This window comes from Streptomyces sp. NPDC053431 (assembly GCF_044544925.1).
Lineage (GTDB): Bacteria > Actinomycetota > Actinomycetes > Streptomycetales > Streptomycetaceae > Streptomyces.
This window is the reverse complement of the sequence record NZ_JBITXX010000013.1, coordinates 153572-175339: the sequence shown is the minus strand read 5'-3', so window position 1 is coordinate 175339 and position 21768 is coordinate 153572. Positions and strand designations below refer to the sequence as shown.

General features: G+C 72.9%; 21 protein-coding genes, 1 pseudogene and 1 riboswitch. Of the genes and pseudogenes, 10 read left to right on the top strand and 12 right to left on the bottom strand.

What is annotated here, in order from left to right:
- Positions 1-78 precede the first annotated feature (78 nt).
- A complete protein-coding gene (locus ACIGXE_RS27325) occupies positions 79-630 on the bottom strand; it encodes a MarR family winged helix-turn-helix transcriptional regulator (protein ID WP_399751513.1) in 552 nt (183 codons plus the stop codon).
- 95 nt (positions 631-725) lie between these two features.
- Here ACIGXE_RS27325 and ACIGXE_RS27320 point away from each other — a divergent pair, with 95 nt between their 5' ends.
- Positions 726-1937: an MFS transporter gene (locus tag ACIGXE_RS27320; protein WP_399751512.1), complete on the top strand. Its 1212-nt coding sequence runs from the start codon at positions 726-728 to the stop codon at positions 1935-1937.
- Here the strand turns inward: ACIGXE_RS27320 and ACIGXE_RS27315 are convergent.
- Positions 1924-2685, bottom strand: a complete 762-nt coding sequence (locus tag ACIGXE_RS27315; protein WP_399751511.1) for an alpha/beta fold hydrolase — start codon at positions 2683-2685, stop codon at positions 1924-1926. The genes ACIGXE_RS27320 and ACIGXE_RS27315 overlap by 14 nt on opposite strands.
- Positions 2686-2821: 136 nt before the next feature.
- On the opposite strand from ACIGXE_RS27315, the gene ACIGXE_RS27310 reads away from it, so the two are divergent.
- Genes ACIGXE_RS27310 through ACIGXE_RS27300 form a run of 3 tightly spaced genes read left to right on the top strand, consistent with a single transcriptional unit; the run spans position 2822 to position 4523 of the window.
- Positions 2822-3280 (top strand): hypothetical protein, encoded by a 459-nt coding sequence (locus ACIGXE_RS27310; protein WP_399751510.1) that lies wholly within the window; start codon positions 2822-2824, stop codon positions 3278-3280.
- A 35-nt stretch (positions 3281-3315) separates the two neighbouring features.
- The gene (locus ACIGXE_RS27305; protein WP_399751509.1) at positions 3316-3732 is read left to right on the top strand and encodes a thiol-disulfide oxidoreductase DCC family protein; all 417 of its coding nucleotides are present in this window, start codon (positions 3316-3318) and stop codon (positions 3730-3732) included.
- Positions 3733-3755: 23 nt separating this feature from the next.
- Positions 3756-4523 (top strand): TetR family transcriptional regulator, encoded by a 768-nt coding sequence (locus ACIGXE_RS27300; protein WP_399751508.1) that lies wholly within the window; start codon positions 3756-3758, stop codon positions 4521-4523.
- A gap of 99 nt (positions 4524-4622) precedes the next feature.
- On the opposite strand, the gene ACIGXE_RS27295 is transcribed toward ACIGXE_RS27300, so the two are convergent.
- From ACIGXE_RS27295 to ACIGXE_RS27285, 3 genes are all read right to left on the bottom strand, one after another.
- A complete protein-coding gene (locus ACIGXE_RS27295; RefSeq protein ID WP_399751507.1) occupies positions 4623-6182 on the bottom strand; it encodes an ABC transporter substrate-binding protein in 1560 nt (519 codons plus the stop codon).
- 293 nt (positions 6183-6475) lie between these two features.
- Positions 6476-7870 carry a metallophosphoesterase gene (locus ACIGXE_RS27290; protein ID WP_399751506.1) on the bottom strand — a complete coding sequence of 465 codons (1395 nt, stop codon included), beginning with the start codon at positions 7868-7870 and terminating at the stop codon, positions 6476-6478.
- A 13-nt stretch (positions 7871-7883) separates the two neighbouring features.
- The gene (locus ACIGXE_RS27285; protein WP_399751505.1) at positions 7884-8129 is read right to left on the bottom strand and encodes an SCO4848 family membrane protein; all 246 of its coding nucleotides are present in this window, start codon (positions 8127-8129) and stop codon (positions 7884-7886) included.
- Here ACIGXE_RS27285 and ACIGXE_RS27280 point away from each other — a divergent pair.
- Positions 8068-9087 (top strand): annotated as a pseudogene (locus tag ACIGXE_RS27280) (D-alanyl-D-alanine carboxypeptidase); the annotation flags it as partial. The gene ACIGXE_RS27285 and the pseudogene ACIGXE_RS27280 sit on opposite strands and share 62 nt — an antisense overlap.
- A gap of 556 nt (positions 9088-9643) precedes the next feature.
- On the opposite strand, the gene ACIGXE_RS27275 reads toward ACIGXE_RS27280, so the two are convergent.
- The 4 genes from ACIGXE_RS27275 to ACIGXE_RS27260 all read right to left on the bottom strand — a co-directional run bounded on the left by ACIGXE_RS27275 (position 9644) and on the right by ACIGXE_RS27260 (position 12735).
- On the bottom strand, positions 9644-10684 hold the full coding sequence (locus ACIGXE_RS27275; protein WP_399751504.1) for a YihY/virulence factor BrkB family protein: 1041 nt from the start codon (positions 10682-10684) through the stop codon (positions 9644-9646).
- Positions 10672-11121 (bottom strand): GtrA family protein, encoded by a 450-nt coding sequence (locus ACIGXE_RS27270; protein ID WP_399751581.1) that lies wholly within the window; start codon positions 11119-11121, stop codon positions 10672-10674. Before ACIGXE_RS27270 ends, ACIGXE_RS27275 begins: the two co-directional genes overlap by 13 nt.
- A gap of 122 nt (positions 11122-11243) precedes the next feature.
- On the bottom strand, positions 11244-12149 hold the full coding sequence (locus ACIGXE_RS27265; RefSeq protein WP_399751580.1) for a decaprenyl-phosphate phosphoribosyltransferase: 906 nt from the start codon (positions 12147-12149) through the stop codon (positions 11244-11246).
- 55 nt (positions 12150-12204) lie between these two features.
- Positions 12205-12735 (bottom strand): phosphatase PAP2 family protein, encoded by a 531-nt coding sequence (locus tag ACIGXE_RS27260; protein ID WP_399751579.1) that lies wholly within the window; start codon positions 12733-12735, stop codon positions 12205-12207.
- A 165-nt stretch (positions 12736-12900) separates the two neighbouring features.
- Here ACIGXE_RS27260 and ACIGXE_RS27255 point away from each other — a divergent pair, with 165 nt between their 5' ends.
- Positions 12901-14451, top strand: a complete 1551-nt coding sequence (locus ACIGXE_RS27255) for an FAD-binding protein (RefSeq protein ID WP_399751503.1) — start codon at positions 12901-12903, stop codon at positions 14449-14451.
- A gap of 147 nt (positions 14452-14598) precedes the next feature.
- Positions 14599-15354: a decaprenylphospho-beta-D-erythro-pentofuranosid-2-ulose 2-reductase gene (locus ACIGXE_RS27250; protein ID WP_399751502.1), complete on the top strand. Its 756-nt coding sequence runs from the start codon at positions 14599-14601 to the stop codon at positions 15352-15354.
- Positions 15355-15426: 72 nt separating this feature from the next.
- On the opposite strand, the gene ACIGXE_RS27245 is transcribed toward ACIGXE_RS27250, so the two are convergent.
- Together ACIGXE_RS27245 and trpS are read right to left on the bottom strand one after the other, a co-directional pair.
- Complete coding sequence (locus ACIGXE_RS27245) at positions 15427-16023, bottom strand: 2'-5' RNA ligase family protein (protein WP_399751501.1); 597 nt, start codon at positions 16021-16023, stop codon at positions 15427-15429.
- A gap of 102 nt (positions 16024-16125) precedes the next feature.
- Positions 16126-17139 carry a tryptophan--tRNA ligase gene (gene trpS / locus ACIGXE_RS27240; RefSeq protein WP_399751500.1) on the bottom strand — a complete coding sequence of 338 codons (1014 nt, stop codon included), beginning with the start codon at positions 17137-17139 and terminating at the stop codon, positions 16126-16128.
- Positions 17140-17195: 56 nt separating this feature from the next.
- Between trpS and ACIGXE_RS27235 the strand changes: the two genes are divergently transcribed.
- Together ACIGXE_RS27235 and ACIGXE_RS27230 are read left to right on the top strand one after the other, a co-directional pair.
- Positions 17196-17780 carry an RNA polymerase sigma factor gene (locus tag ACIGXE_RS27235; RefSeq protein WP_399751499.1) on the top strand — a complete coding sequence of 195 codons (585 nt, stop codon included), beginning with the start codon at positions 17196-17198 and terminating at the stop codon, positions 17778-17780.
- Positions 17773-18558: a hypothetical protein gene (locus tag ACIGXE_RS27230; RefSeq protein WP_399751498.1), complete on the top strand. Its 786-nt coding sequence runs from the start codon at positions 17773-17775 to the stop codon at positions 18556-18558. The genes ACIGXE_RS27235 and ACIGXE_RS27230 overlap by 8 nt, the downstream gene beginning before the upstream one ends.
- A 124-nt stretch (positions 18559-18682) precedes the next feature.
- On the opposite strand, the gene glyA is transcribed toward ACIGXE_RS27230, so the two are convergent.
- A complete protein-coding gene (glyA, locus tag ACIGXE_RS27225) occupies positions 18683-20014 on the bottom strand; it encodes a serine hydroxymethyltransferase (RefSeq protein WP_399751497.1) in 1332 nt (443 codons plus the stop codon).
- Between the two features lie 68 nt (positions 20015-20082).
- A riboswitch (ZMP/ZTP riboswitch) is annotated at positions 20083-20173 on the bottom strand.
- A 108-nt stretch (positions 20174-20281) separates the two neighbouring features.
- On the opposite strand from glyA, the gene rocD reads away from it, so the two are divergent.
- A complete protein-coding gene (gene rocD, locus ACIGXE_RS27220) occupies positions 20282-21490 on the top strand; it encodes an ornithine--oxo-acid transaminase (protein ID WP_399751496.1) in 1209 nt (402 codons plus the stop codon).
- The last annotated feature ends 278 nt before the right edge of the window (positions 21491-21768 follow it).

The window sequence follows — 21768 nt, the reverse complement described above, 5'->3', positions numbered from 1 at the left end:
GTCCGGACACGCCCCTGGGGCCCCTGGGGGGTCCCAGGGGGCGGCGGACGGGAGCAGGACGGCCCCCGAGGCGGTGCCCTAGACGTGCCAGGGCTGGGTGGTGGCGTCCTGTTCGGCGACGACCATGATCCGGCGGAGCATGTCGTTGAGGTTCTCGCGCTCCTCGGGGCTCAGGACGCCGAGGAGGCGTTCCTCCTCGTGGCCGAGGACGTCCATGGCGCCGAGCCACGTCTCGCGGCCGCTGGCGGTGAGTTCGACGTTCACACGGCGGCGGTCGGTCGTGGACTGGGTGCGGCGGACGAAGCCGCGCTTCTCCAGGGCGTCGAGCCGGCCGGTGACGGAGGCGGGGGCGAGGTCGAGGTCCTGGGCGAGCTCGGAGGGGGCGGCGCTGCCGCCGCGGCCGGCGAGCTTGTGGAGGGTGTCGAACTCGTGGCGTTCGAGGTCGAAGTCGACGAGGGACTGCTCGCGCACCCGGCGGAGGTGGACGGACAGCTTCTTCATCCGGGTGACCGCGCCCTCGACGACCGGGTCGAGGCCGGGCAGCACGGGCTGCCAGCGGGCCACGTGCTCGTCGGTCCAGTCGTGCGGGGCCTCGCGCGGGGTCGCGCGCGGTTCCTCGGGGGATGCCATGCGGTGATCGTACGTCGAAGGGAGGCTCCTCACCCGGAGAGCACGCACAGGTATTTCGTTGACGAATTATTCGGTGCCGAAATACTCTGCGGCCCATGCCTGCCCTCACGACTCCTGTCCCCCACCCGCTGCGCACCCGTTCCTTCCGGCTGTTCTTCGCCGGGCGCGCGCTCTCCCTCGTCGGCGACGCCGTCATCCCGGCCGCGCTCGCCCTCGCGGTCCTGAAGGCGACCGGCTCCACCTCGGCGCTCGCGCTCGTCCTGGCCTGCTCGATGGTGCCCAAGCTGCTCCTGCTGCCGCTGGGCGGCGTCGTCGGCGACCGGTTCGACGCCCGCACGGTGGCCCTGGCGATGGACCTCCTCCGCTGTGTCACCCAACTCGTGGTCGGCGTCCAGCTGCTGAGCGGTACGCCGTCGCTGGCGGTCATCGCGGGCGTGGAGGTGCTCGGGGGCGCGGCCGGCGCCTTCGCGACGCCCACCTCCGCGCCGCTGGTCAAGGGCACGGTCCCGGCGGAGGCGCTGCAGCGGGCCAACGCGGCGATGGCGGTCGCCTACAGCGCGAGCCGGGTCGGCGGCCCCGCCCTGGCCGGGACGCTGATCCTCACGGTGGGGCCCGGCTGGGCGTTCGTCCTGGACGCGGCCAGCTTCGCCGTGAGCGCGGCCCTGCTGTGCGCCGTACGGGTGGAGCGGGTGAAGGTGCCGCGGCGTTCGGTCCTGGCCGACCTGAAGGAGGGCTGGCGGGAGGTCCGCACCCGCGACTGGTACTGGACGAGCCTCATCGGGCACAGCGCCTGGAACGGGGCCGCCGCGGTCCTGATGACGCTCGGGCCCGCGATCGCCCTGGACCGGCTGGGCGGCGACCTCGCCTGGGCGGTCTTCCTCCAGGTGGGGGCGATCGGACTGCTGCTCGGCTCGCTGGCCGCCGACCGGGTGCGCCCCGGGCGTCCGATCCTCGCCGCGAACCTGGGCCTCGCCACCTACGCGCTGCCGCTGCTGCTCCTGGCGGCCGGCGCGCCCGCGCCGCTCACGATCGGGGCGTACGGGCTCGCGCAGGCCGGCCTGGGCTTCCTCACCCCGGTGTGGGAGACCGCGGTGCAGCGGGCTGTACCGGAGCACGCGCTGGCGCGTGTGACCTCGTACGACTGGCTGCTCTCCTTCGCCGCGATGCCCCTGGGCTACGCCCTGGCCCCGCTGGCCGCCGCCACATGGGGCCCCGGGCTTCCCCTGGTGGTCGCGGCGGTGGCGGTGGCGGGCTGCTGCCTGGGGACGGCGCTGGTGCCGGGAGTGCGGGGGTTCAGGGCCGGCTGAGGAAGTCCTCGATCAGCCGGGAGGTCTCCTCGGGGCGCTCCAGGGCGGGGAGATGGCCGGCCCAGTCCAGTTCGAGGTGGCGGACGTCGGGGAGGAGGCCGGCGAGCCGGGTGGCGATGGCGCGGAAGTCCGGGACGTCGTGGGCGCCGGTGACGGCCAGCACGGGGACTTCGATCGCGGCGAGGTCGGCGTCGGTCACGTCCACCTGCCCCGGGGCGAACTCCTCGGGAGCGGCGAGCTGGAGCTCGAAGGCGCGGGCCTGCATGCGCCGGACGAGTTCACGCGCCTCGGCTCCGGCGTCCGGGCCGAGCCAGAAGTCCACGTTGAGGTCGACGGCCCCGGCCAGGTCGCCGGCCTCCAGCAGGGCCCCCTCGCGCCCGAAGAAGGAGCGCAGCTCCGGCCCCGCCCGGTGGCCGGGGGCGGCCGCGCAGAGCAGCGCGAGGGAGGTGGTGCGGCCCGGGTGGCGCACGGTGAACTCCAGCGCCACCTCGCCCCCGAAGGACGAGCCGACCAGGGCGGCGCGCTCGGCGCCGAGCCGGTCGAGGAGGGCGGCCACGTCGTCGGCGTGGACGTGCGCCCGGTCGACCGGGCTGTCGCCGAAGCCCCGCAGATCGCAGCGGACCACACGGTGGCCGGCCGCGGCGAGGGCGTGGAACTGCGCGTCCCACATACGCCGGTCGCAGACGCCGGAGTGGAGCAGCAGGACGGTGGAGGGGCCGTCGCCGGCCACGTCGTGAGCGAGTGTCATGCGGCTGACCCTAGATGCCCGGAGCCGCCCTCACCAGGGCTTTCCTTGGCCCGACAACCCCTGACTTGAACATGTTCAAGGAGAGGTCTACATTCGTTCCTGTCAGCTTTGAACGCGTTCAAGGGAGTGTGAGGGCATGGACCTCACTGTCGTCGCGTACGTCGCCTACCTGCTCATCAGCGTCGGGCTCACCGTCTGGGTCGCCCGCACCCTCAGCCGCAACGGCAAGGTCTTCCTCGCCGACGTGCTCCAGGGGAACGAGAAGCTCGCGGACGCCGTGAACCATCTGCTGGTCGTCGGCTTCTACCTCGTCAACTTCGGCTTCGTCGCCCTCTACCTGAGCCAGGACGACGCCGTCCTCGACGCCCGCCGGCTCTTCGAGGCGCTGTCCGTGAAGCTCGGCGTCGTCCTGCTCGTGCTCGGCGTGATGCACCTCGGCAACGTCTACGTCCTCAACAAGATCCGCCGCCGGGGCGTCCTGGAGCGCGGCCAGGTCCCGCCGGTGCCCCCGCAGGGCTGGACCGGCCCCGCCAAGGGCGGCCCCGCCGGCCCCCACGGCCCCAACCCGTGGGCCACCCCGGCCAGCGGCGCCTGAGCCCGGGCCTGCACGGCACCGGCACCGGCACTCCGATGAAGCCGAACGCGCCCGTGCGGCGCCTGACCGTCCTCTACGACGCGGACTGCCCACTCTGCGTCCACCTGCGGCACTGGCTGCTCCGCCAGCCCCAGCTCGTCCCCCTGGACCTCGTCCCGGCCGGCTCCCGGGAGGCGCGGCGGCGCTTCCCGGCCCTCGACCACGACGCCACCCTGCGGGAGATCACCGTGGTCGGGGACGGCGGCCAGGTCTACCACTCCACCGCCGCGTGGATCGTCTGCCTCTGGGCCCTGGCCGAACACCGGCCCAAGGCCCACTGGCTGGCCACCCCGGCCGGGCAGCCCTTCGCCCGGGCGACGGTCCTCGCCGCCGCCCGGTGGCGCGAGATCCTGAAGCCGGACCGCACCGCCTGTGCCGACGGGCAGTGCGGGACACACAGCTCGTCCGGCTAGGCTCAGGGCCTGTGGAGGTCGCGATGGAAGAGAAGCAGGACACGGACGCCGACGGGCAGCCGACGGACAAGCCCGCCAAGGCGCCGAAGAGCGAGCAGACCCGCGCGCTCATCCTGGAGACCGCGCTCCGCCTGTTCAAGGAGCGCGGCTACGACAAGACGACGATGCGGGCCATCGCCCAGGAGGCCGGCGTCTCCGTCGGCAACGCGTACTACTACTTCTCCTCCAAGGAGCACCTCGTCCAGGGCTTCTACGACCGGATCGCCGAGGAGCACCAGCGGGCCGTCGAGCCCATCCTGGAGAACGGCGAGAAGGACCTGACGGCCCGGATCCGCGGGGTGCTCCTCGCCTGGCTCGACATCGCCGCCCCGTACCACGAGTTCGCGTCCCAGTTCTTCAAGAACGCCGCCGACCCGGACAGTCCGCTCAGCCCCTTCTCGCCCGAGTCGGAGGGTCCGCGGGAAGCGGCGATCGAGGTCCACCGGCGGGTCATCCGGGGAGCCTCGGTGAAGGTCGACCCCGAACTGGCCGAGGCCCTGCCGCGCTTGCTGTGGCTGCAGCAGATGGGCCTGGTCCTCTTCTGGGTGTACGACCGCTCCGAGGACGCCGCCAACAGCCGGCGCCTGGTGGGGCGACTCGCCCCCGTCACCGCCCGGGCCATCTCGCTCTCCCGCTTCCGGATCCTGCGCCCCCTGGTCACGGACGTCCACGACGTCCTGTCCGACTTCATGCCGACGGCGGCCGGGATGGCGGCCTCGGGCAAGCCCAAGCGGGCCACCCGCAAGTCCTGACGACGGGCCCCACCCGGGCAGACGAAAGGGGCCCCGGACCACGGCGGGTGGTCCGGGGCCCCTTTCGGGACCGGGGGGCGTGCCCGGGCGCCACGGGCGCTAGATCCAGCTGAGCTCCCAGAGGCGCCAGATGCCCGTGCCGTCCGACAGGTACTGCGACCCGGCCACCTCGTCCGTCGACAGCACGTAGTCCTTCTTCTGCCACAGCGGCACCAGCGGCACGTCCTTGGCGACCTCGTCCTGGATGGCCTTGAAGTCGGCGGTCGCCCGCGCGCGGTCGCTGTACTGCTGCGTCGAGGCGATCAGGGAGTCGATCGTGGCGCTGGAGAACCCGTTGTGCAGAGTGCTGTTCGTGCCGACCAGCGGGGCGGTGAAGCTGTCGGAGTCCGGGAAGTCCGGGAGCCAGCCGACCGTGTACGCGTCGAACTTGCCCTGCGCGTACTCCTTCTGGAACTCGGTCCACTCCACCGGGACGACCTTCACCTCGAAGAGCCCCGTCTCCTCCAGCTGCTTCTTCAGCTCGGCGGCCTCGGCCGCGTAGGTGGCGTCCTTGCGGTGGCCGAGCGTGAACTTCACCGGGGTGTCGACGTCCGCGGACTTCAGCAGGCTCTTGGCCTTGGCGACGCTGGGCTCCGGGTAGGTGTCGTAGAAGGCCGTGCTGTGGCCGACGAAGCCCTGCGGAATCAGGGAGTACAGCGGCTCGACCGTGCTCCGGTACGGGCCGGTGGTGATGGCCGGGCGGTCGATGACCGCGGCGACGGCCTGCCGGACCGCCCTCTTCGCCATGGCCGAGCCGGGCCGCACGTTGAAGTTGAGGTTGCGGATCTCGGCACTCGCGGCCTCGGTGACCTTCGTGTCGTCCGGGGTCGCCTCGTTCAGCTTGTCGAGGAAGGCCGGCGGCATCTGCCGGTGCGTCACGTCGACCTGCTTGTTCTTCCAGGCGCCGGCCAGCTCGTCGGACTCCTTGAAGTACTTCACGATCACCGGGCGGCCGGCCTTGGTGACGGCGCCCCGGTAGTTGGGATTGGGCTCCAGGCGCGCGCTGACGCCCGGCTGGTACTCCTTGAGGACGTACGGCCCCGAGCCGTCCACCACGTTGTCCTTGCGCAGCGCCTTGGCCCCGTACGCGGTGTGGTCGACGATCGAGCCGGCGCCCGTCGCCAGCTTCAGCGGGAAGGTGGCGTCCCGGCCGCTGAGCTGGAAGGTGACCTTCTGACCGTGTGCCACGACCTTCCGAAGGGTCGGAAAGAGCGGCGCGGGACCGACGTCCGTCTTGATCGCCATCATCCGCTCGAAGGAATAGCGGACGTCGTCACCGGTGATCTTGTGACCGTTGGAAAAGGTCAGATCGTCGCGGAGCGTGCACTCGTACGTCGTCAGCTTCGAACCGACGAACCGGCAGTTCTCGGCGGCGTCCGGAACCGGGGTGGTGAAACCCGGCTTGAAAGTCAGCAGCGACTGGAAGACGTTGCTGTACATCGCCCAGGAACCGGCGTCATAGGCACCGGCCGGGTCGAGGGACGTCACCTCGTCCGTGGTCCCGACGGTGATCGGATCGGAGCGCACGTCGTCGGAGGGCAGCAACTGCCAGCCTCCGATCCCCGCGACCACCAAAACCCCACAAGTGATCAGAATTCGCAGACGGACCGTAGACCGCATGAGACGTGTTTCCTTTTCGCGTTCCCACCCCTGTCGCGGCGGAAAACAGCCGGCCGCGATGCCGCAACCCAACCACACGCCCTTCACCAGTGGAAGGGTAAACCTTCACACTGCATGTATATGTCCAGGGATTAGGGATTTCAGGGGACTCAGCGGTACTCGGCAGTACGTATCCGGCAAGATGCACTCGGTGACTCCTCCTGTGAGCCGGCTGTGAGCCGGCTGTGGGCCACCTGTGCGTCACCCACTGCGCCGTCCCGTGAGGACCCCGACCCGACCCGTCTCCGCCTGCCTCAGGCCTGCTTCGAGGCCAGCTCCACGACAGTGATGTCGGAAGGCGCGCCGACCCGGACCGGCGGTCCCCAGGCACCCGCACCGCGCGACACGTACAGCTGTGTGTCGCCGTAGCGCTCCAGGCCCGCGACCGTCGGATTGGCCAGCTCCGCCAGGTAGTTGCCGGGCCAGAGCTGGCCGCCGTGGGTGTGCCCGGAGAGCTGGAGGTCGACGCCGTGGCGTACGGCGTCGTCGATGACGATCGGCTGGTGTGCGAGCAGCACGGCGGTACGGGCCGGGTCCCGGTCCCCGAGCGCCTTCACGAAGTCCGGGCCCTGCCCCTCGCTCTCCCCCGCGACGTCGTCCACGCCGGCGAGGTCGAAGCCGGCGCCGATCTCGACACGGGCGTTGCGCAGCGGGTGCAGGCCGAGCTCGCGGACATGGTCGACCCAGGCGTCGGCCCCCGAGAAGTACTCGTGGTTGCCGGTCACGAAGTACGCGCCGTCACGGGCCCTCAGCCGGGCGAGCGGCGCGGCGGCCGGACCGAGGTTCTCGACGGTGCCGTCGACCAGGTCGCCGACCACGGCGACGAGATCGGGCTGGGTGGCGTTGATCGTGTCGACGATCCGCTGGGTGTGGGCGCGTCCCAGGATCGGCCCCAGGTGGATGTCCGACACCACCGCGATCCGGTACCCGTGCGCCCCACGGGGCAGCTTGGCCAGCGGCACGGTCACCCGCTTCACCCGCGGCCCGCGCAGCACCCCGTACGTCCCGTACCCGACGGTCCCGAAGGCGACGGCGACCGCGGTCCCCGAGACGAGCCGGTTGACGAACAGCCGCCGCGAGAGGTCGGGAGCGACGCCGCCCGCCGGGACGCCCTCCTCGGCGGAGGCAGGCGCGGGGGCGGAGGCGGACACGTCGACGGAGGCGCCCGCCTCGGTGGGGGCGGACACCTCGACCGGAGCGGCCCCCGCGCCAGTGCCCGGAGCGGGAGCGTCCGCCGGAGCGGGTGCCTCCGCCGGAGCGGTCCCCACCGCGGCGGGGATCGCCTCCGGCCGGGCCTCCGCCGCCGGGACAAGGCCGGCCGGGGACCCCGCCCGCCGGGCGAGCCACCGCCGCAGCAGCGGCCGCAGCGGCTCCGTGACGAGCAGGGCGAGCGTCACGTACAGGAGCAGCGCGAGCCAGAGGAAGCCCGGCCAGGCGACGGTCTGCTGGAGGACGAACGGGGCGCCGGCCCGCCCCGAGACGAGCGCGGCGAGCGACAGGACCGGCAGCAGGATCGCCGCGGCCGTGCCGAGACGGCGGGCGGCCGTCCCGGGCGCCGTCAGGTCGCGCACGAGGCGCCGCCACACGTACCGGTGAACCGCCCCGAGCAGGGCGAGGACCACGACCAGGACCAGCAGGAAGACGACCACGCCCGAGATACCCCTATCCGCGCTCGCGCCGAAGGGCGCGCACGCCACGCAACCCGATCACCCCGACGACCGTCCCCAGAACAAAGGACGTGACGGCCAGCAGCAGGTGCACCCAGAAGTAGGCCGTCGGATCGCCCGCGTCGTCGAAGGCGAGACCGCTCGCGTCGTTCCACAGGTTCTTGACGAAAGTGATCCAGATGAACCAGCTCCACACGCCGAACGCGAGCAGGAACCAGGAGACGGGACGGCTGAGCTTCATGGTCCCAGTATCACCGGCCGCCCCACGGGCCCTGCGGACGGGTGGACGAGCGGGGACGAACCGCCCCGCGGGGTTCGGAACGCGCTTCCGGGGATGTACGTTCTCGATCGTGTCCGCTTCGAAGATGACCGCGAAGGCCGCCCTGTCGGTGACCGCCGCCGCCACCCTGCTCCCCTTCCTCGCCGCCCCCGCGCACGCGGACGACAAGGACCAGCAGCCCAAGCCGCCCGCCCTCATGTCCAGCGTCGGCGGGACGCGCCTCGCCCAGCCGGGCACCCAGGTGCAGCTCGGCCCCGGCGCGCCCGTGCTGCCGAAGGAGCTCAGCGCGCGCTCGTGGATCGTCGCGGACGCCGAGAGCGGCCAGGTGCTCGCCGCGCACAACGCGCACTGGAAGCTCGCGCCCGCGTCCACGCTCAAGATGCTGTTCGCGGACACCCTGCTGCCGAAGTTCCCCAAGACCACGAACCACACCGTGCTGGCGCAGGACCTGGCGGGCATGGGCGCCGGGTCGAGCCTGGTCGGCATCAAGGAGAAGCAGACCTACAGCGTCCACGACCTGTGGCTCGGCGTCTTCCTGCGCTCCGGGAATGACGCCGTCCACGTCCTGGCGGCCATGAACAACGGCGTGCAGCAGACCGTCGCGGACATGCAGGCGCAGGCGGACGACCTCCAGGCCCTCGACACCCAGGTGGTCTCCCCGGACGGCTACGACGCCCCGGGCCAGGTCTCCTCCGCGTACGACCTCACGCTCATCGCCCGCCACGGCATGCAGAACCCGGACTTCCGGGAGTACGCCGCGACCGCCCGGGCGAAGTTCCCCGGCGAGCAGAAGCCCGGCAAGAAGCGCGAGACCTTCGAGATCCAGAACACCAACCGGCTGCTCACCGGCGACCTCGGCGTCCCCGCGTACCAGGGCATCGCCGGCGTCAAGAACGGCAACACCACGCACGCCGGCGCGACCTTCACGGGCGTCGCGGAGCGCGACGGCCGGGTCCTGCTCGTCACCGTGATGAACCCCTCCTCGAAGGAGCAGCACGCCGTCTACAAGGAGACGGCCCGCCTGCTCGACTGGGGCTTCGCGGCCGCCGGCAAGGTGACGCCGGTCGGGGAGCTGGTGCCGCCGAAGTCGGCCCGTACGGGCCAGGGGACCGGCACGGACACCTCGAACGGGACCGCGCCCGCCCCCGGCAAGAACGCCCCGACGGGTGCCGACCACGCGGCCGTCGCGTCGCAGAAGTCGGGCGGCGCGGGCATCGCGCTCGCCGTGGCGGGCGGCGTGCTCGTGCTGCTCGCGGGCGCCGCGTTCCTGGTCAACCGCCGCTGGCCGCTGGCGGCTTCGGCCCGTCGCCAGAAGTCCGCGGGGTCTGCGGGACCTGAGGGGTCCGCGGTATCTGAGGGAGTGGAGGGGTCCGAGGGCGCGGAGGGTTCGCCGAAGCCCGAGGGGTCTGCGGAGACCCGGGAGACGGCGGGGGCCGCGGCGGCTACCGCGGGGACTGCGGCCGCTTCCGCGGGGACTACTGCGCAGGCTTCGGAGTCTCCGGCTTCTCAGGAGCCCGCGGGGGCCCCGGCGGCTCCAGCCGCGCCTGCCGCTCCGACGGCTCCGGTCGCGCCTGCGGCTCCGGTCGCTCCGGTCGCTCCGGTCGCTCCGGTCGAGCCTGCGGCTCCGACGGCTCCGACGGCCGCGGTGGACGGGACGACGGCGACGCCGTGACCCCGGTGGCCGTCCAGGCCGCGCAGAACAGCAGCAGCTTCGCGGTGAAGTTGATCCACAGGAGCAGGGCGACCGGCACGCCGAACGCCCCGTACATCGACTTCGCCGCGACGCCCTTCATGTAGCCGCCGAGCAGCAGCTTCAGGAGCTCGAAGCCGACCGCGCCCATCAGCGCCGCGATCACCAGGTCGCGGCGCCGCGGCTCGACGCCGGGCAGCAGCGTCAGCACGTACGACAGGATCAGGAAGTCGGCGACGATCGCGACCAGGATCGCGGCGGTCTCCAGGAAGAACCCGCCCGCGCCGGAGTGCGAGACGCCGAGCTGGTCGGCGCTCCAGCCGACGGCCGTCGAGCCGAGCCAGGACGCGGCGAGCGAGCCCAGCATGACGCCGCCGAGGCCCAGCAGCACGAGCGTGTCCTTGCCCTTGCGCAGGATCGGATTCTCCTCGTCGACACCGTCGAGGCCCCACACGGCGCGCAGGCACTCCCGCATCGAGCCCACCCAGCCGATGCCCATGAAGAGCAGCACGGCGCCGGCGACGAGACCGATGGTGCCGGCGTTGTCGACGAGGCCGGCGATGTCGAGCTGGTCGGAGATGCCGGGGACCTGGTCGGCGATCTTCGTCTCGATCCGGTCGAGCTGTTCGGGCGAGAGCAGCGCGGCGCCGATGGCGGCGGCGACGGTGATGAGCGGGAAGAGCGCGAGGAAGCTCAGGAAGGTGATGGCGGCGGCGAGCCGGGCCCAGTAGACCTCGTCGAGCCGCTCGTACGCGTGCCAGGCATGGGTCTTCATGAAGCGGTTGACCCATGGGCCGACGACGGGGAGCTTGGTCAGCCAGTCCATGGCGGGCGCGCCTCTTCCTCGGGGGACGGGGTCCGGAACACAAGGGTCCGCGTACCCCAGAATCGCAGAAAGGTCGCCAGGGCCATGCCGACTCCCAGTCCTGACACCGTGTCGGCCCGGGCCGAAGTGAGACCGAGGCCGTGGTGGGAGACGGCGAGGCACAGCAACTGGACTGCCGCTCCCGCCACGTTCACGGCGAAGAAGACGGCGTACTCGCGCAGGGCGACGGCGCGCCGGTGGTAGGTGCCGAGCGCGTTGCCGAGGTAGGCGACCGTGCAGCCGGCCAGGAAGGACAGCGTCTTGGCGGTGATCGGGTCGACGCCGAGCGGCCCGCGCAGCCACAGGAAGAGGGCGAGGTCGGTGGCGTAGGCGACGAGTCCGGCGCCGGCGAAGCCGAGCACCTCACGGCCGGCGCCGTGAGCGAGGGCCCGGCGCACGGACGCGACGGTTCCCTCGCCGCCCGGGCCGCGGGGGAGGGCCCGGCGCGGCCACCCGGCGGTTCCCTCGCCGCCGGCGCCGTGGGGAAGGGGCCGGCGCACCCGCCCGGCGGTCGTGTCGCTCACAGGTCCACCACCGCCATGCCGTACATCGCCGCCCACACCAGGCCGATGACGGCGAGCGGCCGGTCCCGCAGGACCACGTCCTCCGGCTCGCCCGCCGTGCCGCGGTCGGCGAAGACGGCGTAGCGCAGCACGGCCAGGACGAAGGCGACGACGGAGAGCTGTCGCCAGGGCAGCAGGGAGCCGTTGGCGACGCCGCCGCTCTCCAGGGCCCACAGGCAGTAGCCGAGCACGGCGACCCCGGCGGCCAACTGCCAGACGAAGCGCAGGTATCCGGTCGTGTACTGGGTGAGCAGGGCCCGGGTCGCGCCCTGCGCGTCCTCCATCTGCACGGCCTCGGAGTAGCGCTTGGCCGCCACCATGAACAGCGCGCCGAAGCCGGTGGTGATGAGGAACCAGCGTGAGAGGGGGATGCCCAGGGCGATTCCGCCGATCACCGCTCGCATGAGGAAGCCGGTGGTGACGACGGCGAGGTCGACGACGAGGACGTGTTTGAGGCGGACGCAGTAGGCGAGTTGCATGGCGAGGTACGCGGTGATCAGCAGCGCCGTCATCGCGTTGCAGAGCAGGGCGCTCGCGACCGCCGCCCCGAGCCCGAGCGCGGCACCGGCGGCGTACGCGAGGGGTACGGGGACGAGGCCGGCGGCGACCGGGCGGTGCCGTTTGACGGGGTGGGCCCGGTCGGCGGCGGCGTCGCGGGCGTCGTTGACCAGGTAGACGGCGGAGGCGGCGGCCGTGAACAGGGCGAAGACCAGGACGAGTCGGGCCGCGTGCTGGGCGGAGCCGAGCTGTCCGGCGGCGACGGGCGCGGCGACGACGAGGCTGTTCTTGACCCACTGGCGGGGCCGGGCGGTGCGGAGGAGCCCGCGGGCGACGGCGAGGGCGCCGCGCCGGGGACGGCGCAGCGGCGGTGCGGCGGGCGCGTCGAGCAGGGCGGTGACGGTGCGGCCCGTCGTGTGCTCAGTCACGGTGGCCTCCGGTGACCCAGCGGTGGCCCGCGGTCGCCGTGGCCACGCCGAGCAGGGCGCCGGCGGCCACGTCGGTCGGGTAGTGGACGCCGACGACGAGCCGGGAGAGGCACATGGCGGCGGCGGCCGGTACGGCGACGTGCCGGGCGACCGGATGCAGGGCGGCGAAGGCGACGGCCGCGGCCGCGGCGGAGCTGGCGTGACAGCTGGGGAAGGAGTGGCGGCCCGCGGTGCGGACCAGGGGCGCGTAGTCCTCGGGGCACGGCCGGGGGCGCCGGACCGCCCGCTTGACGCCCATGCCGGCCAGGTGGGCGGCGCCGACCAGGGCGGTGCCGCGCAGCCAGCCGGCGCGGCGCGGCGGGTCGAGCGCGGCGGCGGTGAGTCCGGCGGCGAGCCAGAGCGCCGCGTGTTCGCCGCCGTGCGAGAGCGCCCGGGCGGCGGCCGCCACGGCGGGGCGCCGGCCGCAGGCGCGCAGTGCGGCGAGGACCCGGTGGTCGGCCGCGGTCCAGTCCCCGTATCGCATGCGTCTCACTCGCCTCCGCGCGTCACCGTCAACCACGGGCGACTCTGACGCGCGGAGGGGCCCTAGGGGACGGCACGCTTTCCTGACACTCGTTTAATCACCCATATCGCCGAACCGCCTGCCAATCCCGGCATAAGCGACAGTCCCGGCTATACGGTCGCCCTCATGGCAGCCGAGACCGACATCGAGACGGGTGTCGCGCCCCCGTACCACGCGACGGACTCCGTCGCCGCAGACGCCTACGCCGACGCCGACGCCGACGACTTCATTGACGCCGAGTCCTGTGCGGGCGCCGACGCCGACTCGTACGACGTGGACGGCGCGTACGTCGGGGACGGCGGGGACGGCGCGTACGGCGGGGACGGCGCGTACGACTCCTTCGACACGCTCACCGGCTGGGGCCGCACCGCCCCCACCCTCGCCCGCGTGATCCGCCCCCGCACGTACGAGGAGGCCGCCGCCGCCGTCCGCGCCTGCGGTGCCCGCGGGTCGATCGCCCGCGGTCTCGGCCGGGCGTACGGGGACGCCGCCCAGAACGCCGGCGGGTCCGTGCTCGACATGACGGCCCTGGCCCGGATCCGCGCGATCGACGCCGACGCGGGGCTCGTCGTCTGCGACGCGGGCGTCAGCCTGCACCACCTGATGGAGGTGCTGCTGCCGCTCGGCTGGTTCGTGCCCGTCAGCCCCGGCACCCGTTACGTCACCGTCGGCGGGGCCGTCGGCGCCGACATCCACGGCAAGAACCACCACGTCTCCGGGACCTTCGCCCGGCACGTCGTCTCCCTGGACCTGCTCACCGCCGACGGACAGGTGCACACGCTCGCCCCCGGCACCCCGCTCTTCGACGCCACGACCGGCGGCATGGGCCTGACCGGCGTGATCCTCTCCGTCACGCTGCGGCTGCTGCGCGTCGAGAGCTCGCTGATGTACGTCGTCACGGAACGCGCCGCCGACCTCGACGACCTGATGAACAGGCTCGCCTCCACCGACCACCGCTACCGCTACTCCGTCGCCTGGATCGACCTGCTCGCGCGCGGCGCCGCGACCGGCCGCGCCGTCCTCACCCGCGGCGACCACGCCCCGTACGAGGCACTGCCGCGCCGCGCCCGCCGCGCGCCCCTCGACTTCCGGACCGGCCGGCTGCCCGCCGCTCCCGCGTACGTCCCCGAGGGGCTGCTCGGCCGCACGAGCGTGGGCGTGTTCAACGAGCTCTGGTACCGGAAGGCGCCCCGCCGCTCCACCGGCCGGCTCCAGGGCCTCGCCTCGTTCTTCCACCCCCTGGACGGCGTCCCGCACTGGAACCGGGTCTACGGGCGGAGCGGCTTCGTGCAGTACCAGTTCGTCGTCGGGTACGGGCAGGAGGAGACCCTGCGCCGGGTCGTGCGGCGGATCGCGAGCCGGGGCTGCCCGTCCTTCCTCGCCGTACTGAAACGCTTCGGCGAGGCGGACCCCGGCTGGCTGTCGTTCCCGCTGCCCGGCTGGACCCTCGCGCTCGACATCCCGGCCTCGCTCAGCGGGCTCGGCGCCTTCCTCGACGAGCTCGACGAGGAGGTCGTCGCCGCGGGCGGCCGGGTCTACCTGGCCAAGGACTCGCGGCTGCGGCCCGAGCTGCTCGCCGCGATGTACCCGCGGCTCGCCGACTTCCGCGAGCTGCGGGCCACCCTCGACCCGCGGTCGGTCTTCGTCTCCGACCTCTCACGGCGCCTGGGCCTCTGACCCACCAGCTGCCCCTCTTGTCTCCCCGTCTCCCCCGTCTCCCCCGTCTCCCCCGTCTCCCCAGCCCCTCCCATCTCCCCTGCCCCCGTCCCTCCCGTCCCTCCCGTCCCTCCCGTCCCTCCGGTCCTCATGAGGAGTGTGAACGCCATGAAGGACGCCTTCGGCGCCCCCCAGTCCCTGCTCGTTCTCGGCGGCACCTCCGAGATCGGCCTCGCCACCGCCCGGCGGCTGATCGCCCGCCGCACCCGCATGGTGTGGCTGGCCGGCCGGCCCTCCCCCGCCCTGACGGCCGCCGCGGAGTCGCTGCGGGCGCTCGGCGCCGACGTGCGCACGGTCCCCTTCGACGCGCTCGACACCGAGTCCCACGAGGAGCGCCTGGGCAAGCTCTTCATCGAGGGCGACATCGACATGGTGCTGCTCGCCTTCGGCGTCCTCGGCGACCAGGCCCGCGACGAGTCCGAACCGCTCGCGGCGGTCCGGGTCGCCCAGACCAACTACACCGGCGCCGTCTCCGCCGGCCTCGTCTGCGCCCAGGCCCTGCAGGCCCAGGGGCACGGCTCGCTCGTGGTGCTCTCGTCGGTGGCGGGCGAGCGGGCGCGGCGGGCCAACTTCATCTACGGCTCGTCGAAGGCCGGTCTCGACGCCTTCGCGCAGGGCCTCGGGGACGCGCTGCACGGCACCGGGGTGCACGTCATGGTGGTCCGGCCCGGGTTCGTCCGCTCGAAGATGACCGTGGGCCTCGAAGAGGCCCCGCTGGCGACCACCCCGGAGGCGGTCGCGACGGCCATCGAGCTGGGGCTGCGGCGGCGCTCGGAGACGGTCTGGGTGCCGGGTGCGCTGCGCGTGGTGATGTCGGCGCTGCGGCACGTGCCGCGGTCGGTGTTCCGGCGGCTGCCGGTGTAGCCGGCGCGGCCGCGTCTGCCGTACGGGAGGAGCGGCCGCACGACGGGGCTGCCGCTCCTAAGCCCCCGGGGGCTAAAGGGTGGCCGTCGGCTCGTCGACCGGGCTGCCGCCCTGCGCCGGTACGGAGGGGACGGTGACCGTGCGACCGCTGCCGAACTCGTAGTCGTACAGCTTGCGCCACACCTCGTCCGCGCCCTGCTCGTAGAGCGCGAAGGAGCGGCAGGTCCAGGCCGCCCGGTAGCCGGCGAGCTCCTCGAAGGCGCGGTCCATCGCCGGGTCGGGGATGCCGTGCGCGACGGTGACGTGCGGGTGGTACGGGAACTGGAGCTCGCGCGGGACGGGGCCGGCCGCGTCGCGGATGCGCTGCTGGAGCACGTCGCAGCCGACGGCTCCCTCGACGAGCTTCACGAAGACGACCGGGGAGAGCGGCCGGAAGGTGCCGGTGCCGTCGAGCCGCATCACGAAGGGCTCGCTGAGCGCGGCGATCCGGGCGAGGTGCGCCTCGATCTCCGGCAGGCGGTCCTCGTCGACCTCGGTCGGCGGGAGCAGGGTGACGTGCGTGGGAATGCCGTACGCGGCGGGATCCCCGAAGCCCGCGCGCCGCTCCTGGAGCAGGCTGCCGTGAGGCTCCGGGACCGCGATCGAGACGCCGATCGTTACGGTCCCCACGTCGTTCTCCTCCGTCGTCCGTCGAAACGTGTGTGGTGGTGCAGCGCCAGTGTGCGGCCTGCACCACCCTTTCGGCCAGGGTCCTTGGACTCCGTGCCCGGCTCAGTGCTTGGCGGGCAGGAAACCGATCCGCTCGTAGGTCTGCGCCAGCGTCTCCGCGGCGACCGCGCGGGCCTTCTCCGCGCCCTTGGCCAGGACCGAGTCCAGCGTCTCCGGGTCGTCCAGGTATTCCTGGGTGCGGGTCCGGAAGGGAGTGACGAAGTCCACCATGACCTCGGCGAGGTCGGTCTTCAGGGCGCCGTACATCTTGCCCTCGTAGCTCTTCTCCAGGTCGGCGATCGACGTGTCGGTGAGCACGGACATGATCGTGAGCAGGTTGGAGATGCCGGCCTTGTTCTCCGGGTCGAAGCGGATGACCGTGTCGGTGTCGGTGACCGCGCTCTTGACCTTCTTGGCCGTCGTCTTCGGCTCGTCGAGCAGGTTGATCAGACCCTTGGGGGTGGACGCCGACTTGCTCATCTTGATCGCCGGGTCCTGCAGGTCGTAGATCTTCGCCGTCTCCTTGAGGATGTACGGCGCCGGGATCGTGAACGTCTCGCCGAAGCGGCCGTTGAAGCGCTCGGCGAGGTCGCGGGTCAGCTCGATGTGCTGGCGCTGGTCCTCGCCGACCGGGACCTGGTGGGCCTGGTAGAGCAGGATGTCGGCGACCTGGAGGATCGGGTACGTGAAGAGGCCGACGGTCGCGCGGTCGGCGCCCTGCTTCGCGGACTTGTCCTTGAACTGCGTCATGCGGGAGGCCTCGCCGAAGCCGGTGAGACAGTTCATGACCCAGCCGAGCTGGGCGTGCTCGGGGACGTGGCTCTGGACGAAGAGGGTGCAGCGCTCCGGGTCGAGGCCGGCGGCGAGGAGCTGGGCGGCGGCGAGCCGGGTGTTGGCACGCAGCTCGGCCGGGTCCTGCGGGACCGTGATCGCGTGCAGGTCCACCACCATGTAGAAGGCGTCGTGGGATTCCTGCAGGGCGACCCACTGGCGCACGGCGCCGAGGTAGTTGCCGAGGTGGAACGAGCCTGCGGTGGGCTGGATTCCGGAGAGCACACGAGGTCGGTCAGAGGCCATGCTCATCATTCTCTCAGGTGTGGGAACCGATCCCGGACTTCCGGTGTATCAAAGGTGTGAGCACGCGGGAGGGGGGCCTGGTCGAGGACGAGGCCGCCGTGATCGCCCGTGTACGCGCCGGGGAGCCGGAGGCGTACGCGGAGCTGGTCCGCGCTCATACGGCGGTGGCGCTGCGCGCCGCGGTGGCCTGTGGGGCGGGCGCGGAGGCCGAGGACGTGGTGCAGCAGGCCTTCTTCAAGGCGTATCGCTCGCTGGGACAGTTCAGGAACGGGGCCTCGTTCCGGCCGTGGCTGCTGGGCATCGTGGCCAATGAGACGAGGAACACACTGCGGGCGGCGGGGCGGCAGCGGGCCGTGGCGGGCCGGGAGGCGGAGCTGCTCGCGGGCGAGCCGCTGATACCGGAGGGCGCGGATCCGGCGGTGGCGGCCGAGGAGGACGAGCGGCGCCGGCGGCTGCGGGCGGCGCTGGACGCGCTGGGCGAGGAGCACCGCCAGGTGGTGGTGCACCGCTATCTGCTGGAGCTGGACGAGGCGGAGACGGCCGAGGCGCTCGGCTGGCCGCGGGGGACGGTGAAGTCCCGGCTGAGCCGGGCGCTGAAGAGGCTGGGGACGGCGCTGGAGGGAGGTGACGAGCGTGGCTGACGGCGGGGAGCGTGGTCTGGAGGAGGAGCTGCGGGGGCTCGGGCGGTCCCTGAGGGTGCCCGACGTGGACGGGGCGACGATGGCCGAGCGGGTGCTCGCTCAGCTCCTGGCCGAGCAGGTCCCCGTGCCCGTGCCGGAGCCGCCGCCCGACCGGTGGGGGTGGCTGCGGCGCCGCTGGAAGGCGCTGGTCGCCTCGCTCTCGGGGCTGCTCATGGTGGTGGTGCTCACTCCGCCGGTGCGGGCGGCGGTCGTGGAGTGGCTGGGCTTCGGCGGGGTCGACGTGCGGTACGAGCCGGGGGCGCCGCCCGCGCCGCGCGCGGCGGCCGTTCCCGACTGTCCGGACCCGGTGCCGTTCGCGGAGGCGGGGCGCAGGGCCGGCTTCGCGCCGCCGGTGCCCGGGGCGCTCGGGGCGCCGGACGCGGTGACGGTGACGGGGGCGGAGCCGCGCGCGGTGATCGGCCTCTGCTGGCGGACGGCGGACGGCCGCGCGGTCCGGCTGGACGCGTTCCCGGCCCGGCTGGACCTCGGCTTCGCCAAGCAGGTGCGGGTCCAGCCGGAGTGGGTGGCGCTGCCGGACGGCACGGAGGCGTACTGGTTCGCCCGTCCGCATGTGCTGACGTTCCCGATGACGGATGCCTCGGGGACGGTGTGGACGCACTCGGTGCGCCCGGCGGGCCCCACGCTGCTGTGGACGAGGAGCGGAGGCGCGCTGACCCTCCGTCTGGAGGGGATACCGGACCGGACGGAGGCGCTGCGGGTCGCCGCCTCCGTCCGGTGAAGGGGGAGGCGGCGACGCGACCGATGCCGGTCACGGGCCACACCGGCCAGACCGGTCAGACTCGACAGACCGATCAGACCGATCAGACCGATCAGACCGATCAGGTTGGTGGCTCCGGCCGGTCTCAGACCGGGAGGCCGGGGGCCGGGAAGGCGGCCATGAGCTCGGCGACCTCGGCGCGGATCACGGCGAGGGCGTCCTCGTCGCCCTTGCCGGCGGCGGCGACACCGCGGTCGATCCAGTCGGCGACCTGCGGCATGTGGGAGACGTCGAGGCCACGGGAGGTGAGGGAGGGGGTGCCGATGCGGACGCCGGAGGGGTCGAAGGGCTTCCGGGGGTCGTAGGGGACGGTGTTGTAGTTGACGACGATCCCGGCCCGGTCGAGGGCCTTGGCGGCGATCTTGCCGGGGACCTCCTTGGGCGTGAGGTCCATCAGGATCAGGTGGTTGTCGGTGCCGCCGGAGACCAGGTCGAAGCCGCGGGCGAGCAGTGCCTCGGCGAGGGCCCGGGCGTTGGCGACGACCGCGTGGGCGTAGTCACGGAAGGAGGGCTGGGCCGCCTCGCGGAGGGCGACGGCGATGGCCGCGGTGGTCTGGTTGTGGGGGCCGCCCTGGAGGCCGGGGAAGACGGCCTTGTCGAGGGCCTTGGCGTGGTCCTCGCGGGACATCAGCATGGCGCCGCGCGGGCCGCGCAGGGTCTTGTGGGTGGTCGTGGAGATCACGTCCACGTGCGGCACCGGGGAAGGGTGGGCGCCGCCCGCGATGAGGCCGGCGATGTGCGCGACGTCGGCGACGAGCACGGCGCCGGCCTCACGGGCGATCTCGCCGAAGGCGGCGAAGTCGATGGTGCGGGGCAGCGCGGTGCCGCCGCAGAAGATCACCTTCGGGCGCTCGGCGAGGGCGAGTTCGCGGACCTGGTCGAAGTCGATGAGCCCGGTGTCCTTGCGCACGCCGTACTGGACGCCGCGGAACCAGGTGCCCGTGGCAGAGACGCCCCAGCCGTGGGTGAGGTGGCCGCCCATGGGCAGGGCCATGCCCATCACGGTGTCGCCGGGCTGGGCGAAGGCGAGGTAGACGGCGAGGTTGGCCGGGGAGCCGGAGTAGGGCTGCACATTGGCGTGGTCGACGCCGAAGAGGGCCTTGGCGCGCTCGACGGCGAGGGTCTCGACCTGGTCGATGTTCTGCTGGCCCTCGTAGTAGCGGCGGCCGGGGTAGCCCTCGCTGTACTTGTTCTGCAGCACGGTGCCGGAGGCTTCGAGGACGGCGGCCGAGACGTAGTTCTCGCTGGGGATGAGCCGCAGGGTCTCGGCCTGGAGCCGCTCCTCGGCACCGACGAGCGCGGCGAGCTCGGGGTCGGTGGCGGAGAGCGCAGGGTGGTGGGCGGGAAGTTCCGTGTGGTGGGCGGAAAGTTCCGCGTGGTGGGCGGGAAGTTCCGCGTGGTCGGCGGGAAGAGTCATGGCGTTCCTCCGGGCAGGGGCCCCGGTGCGGCTGCCTTCCGGCACCCCACGGGACCTGGTCGGTCGTCCCGTGATGCCCAGGCGGGCGGCACCTCGTGTGGTCTGCCGCGCACGGCTCCCCCGGGGTCCGTTCCCCGTTCGCCAGTCGCCGCGCGTGTTTCCAGACTAGCGGGCGCGCCGACACGTAGGTTTCCCCGTCCGGCATCCGAGCGACGATAAGAAAAGGGAGCCACACCCGCCCCAGGCCGCAGGACGAACGGAGATCCCGTGTCGAGAACGCAAGACGAGATCGCTGCCGCGGACGCGCACAGCGCCCACAACTACCACCCCCTCCCCGTGGTCGTCGCCTCCGCCGAGGGGGCGTGGATGACCGACGTCGAGGGACGCCGGTTCCTCGACATGCTCGCCGGGTACTCGGCGCTCAACTTCGGTCACGGCAACCGGCGCCTGCTCGACGCCGCGCGGGCGCAGCTGGAGCGGGTGACGCTCACCTCGCGAGCCTTCCACCACGACCGCTTCGGGGAGTTCTGCGCGCGCCTGGCCGAGCTGTGCGGCAAGGAGATGGTGCTGCCGATGAACACCGGCGCGGAGGCGGTGGAGACGGCGGTGAAGACGGCCCGGAAGTGGGGCTACGAGGTGAAGGGCGTGCCGGACGGGCACGCGAAGATCGTGGTGGCGGGCAACAACTTCCACGGCCGGACCACCACGATCGTCAGCTTCTCCACGGACCACGAGGCCCGCGACCACTACGGTCCGTACACGCCGGGCTTCGAGATCGTCCCGTACGGCGATCTGACCGCGCTGGAGACGGCGGTCACCGAGAACACGGTGGCGGTGCTCCTCGAACCGATCCAGGGCGAGGCGGGGGTGCTCGTCCCGCCGGCCGGTTATCTGCGCGGGGTACGGGAGCTGACGGCCCGGCGGAACGTGCTGTTCATGGCGGACGAGATCCAGTCGGGCCTGGGGCGTACGGGCAAGACCTTCGCGTGCGAGCACGAGGACGTGGTGCCGGACGTCTACATCCTGGGCAAGGCGCTGGGCGGCGGTGTGGTGCCGGTGTCGGCGGTGGTCGCGGACCGGGACGTCCTCGGCGTCTTCCGCCCGGGCGAGCACGGCTCGACCTTCGGCGGCAACCCGCTGGCCTGCGCGGTGGCCCTGGAGGTCATCGCGATGCTGCGGACCGGCGAGTACCAGCAGCGGGCGGCCGAGCTCGGCGAGCACCTGCACGCGGAGCTGGGCCTGCTCGTGGGCGGCGGCGCGGTGGAGGCGGTCCGCGGACGGGGCCTGTGGGCGGGTGTGGACATCGTTCCGGAGAAGGGCACGGGCCGGCAGATCTCGGAGAGGCTGATGGAGCGCGGCGTCCTGGTGAAGGACACCCACGGCTCGACGATCCGGATCGCCCCGCCGCTGGTCATCGGCAAGGAGGACCTGGACTGGGGGCTCGAGCAGCTGCGGGCGGTGCTGTCGTCGGACTGACGTCTGGCGTCGGGCTTCGGATCCGCGGTCCGGAGCCCGACGTCGGGGAGGGCGGATCGTGCCGGGGTCGGGCTTCGGAGCCGCGGTTCGGAACCCGACGCCGGGGACGGCGGACCGTGCCGGGGGCCGACTTCGGAGCCGCGGTCCGGAACTTGACGCCGGGGACGGGCGGACCGTGTCGGGGGCCGACTTCGGACTCCCGGTCCGGAACCCGCCGCCGGGGAGGGGGCCGTGCCGGCAGGGGTCGGCACGGTGGCCTTCCCGGCTTCCACCGTGGA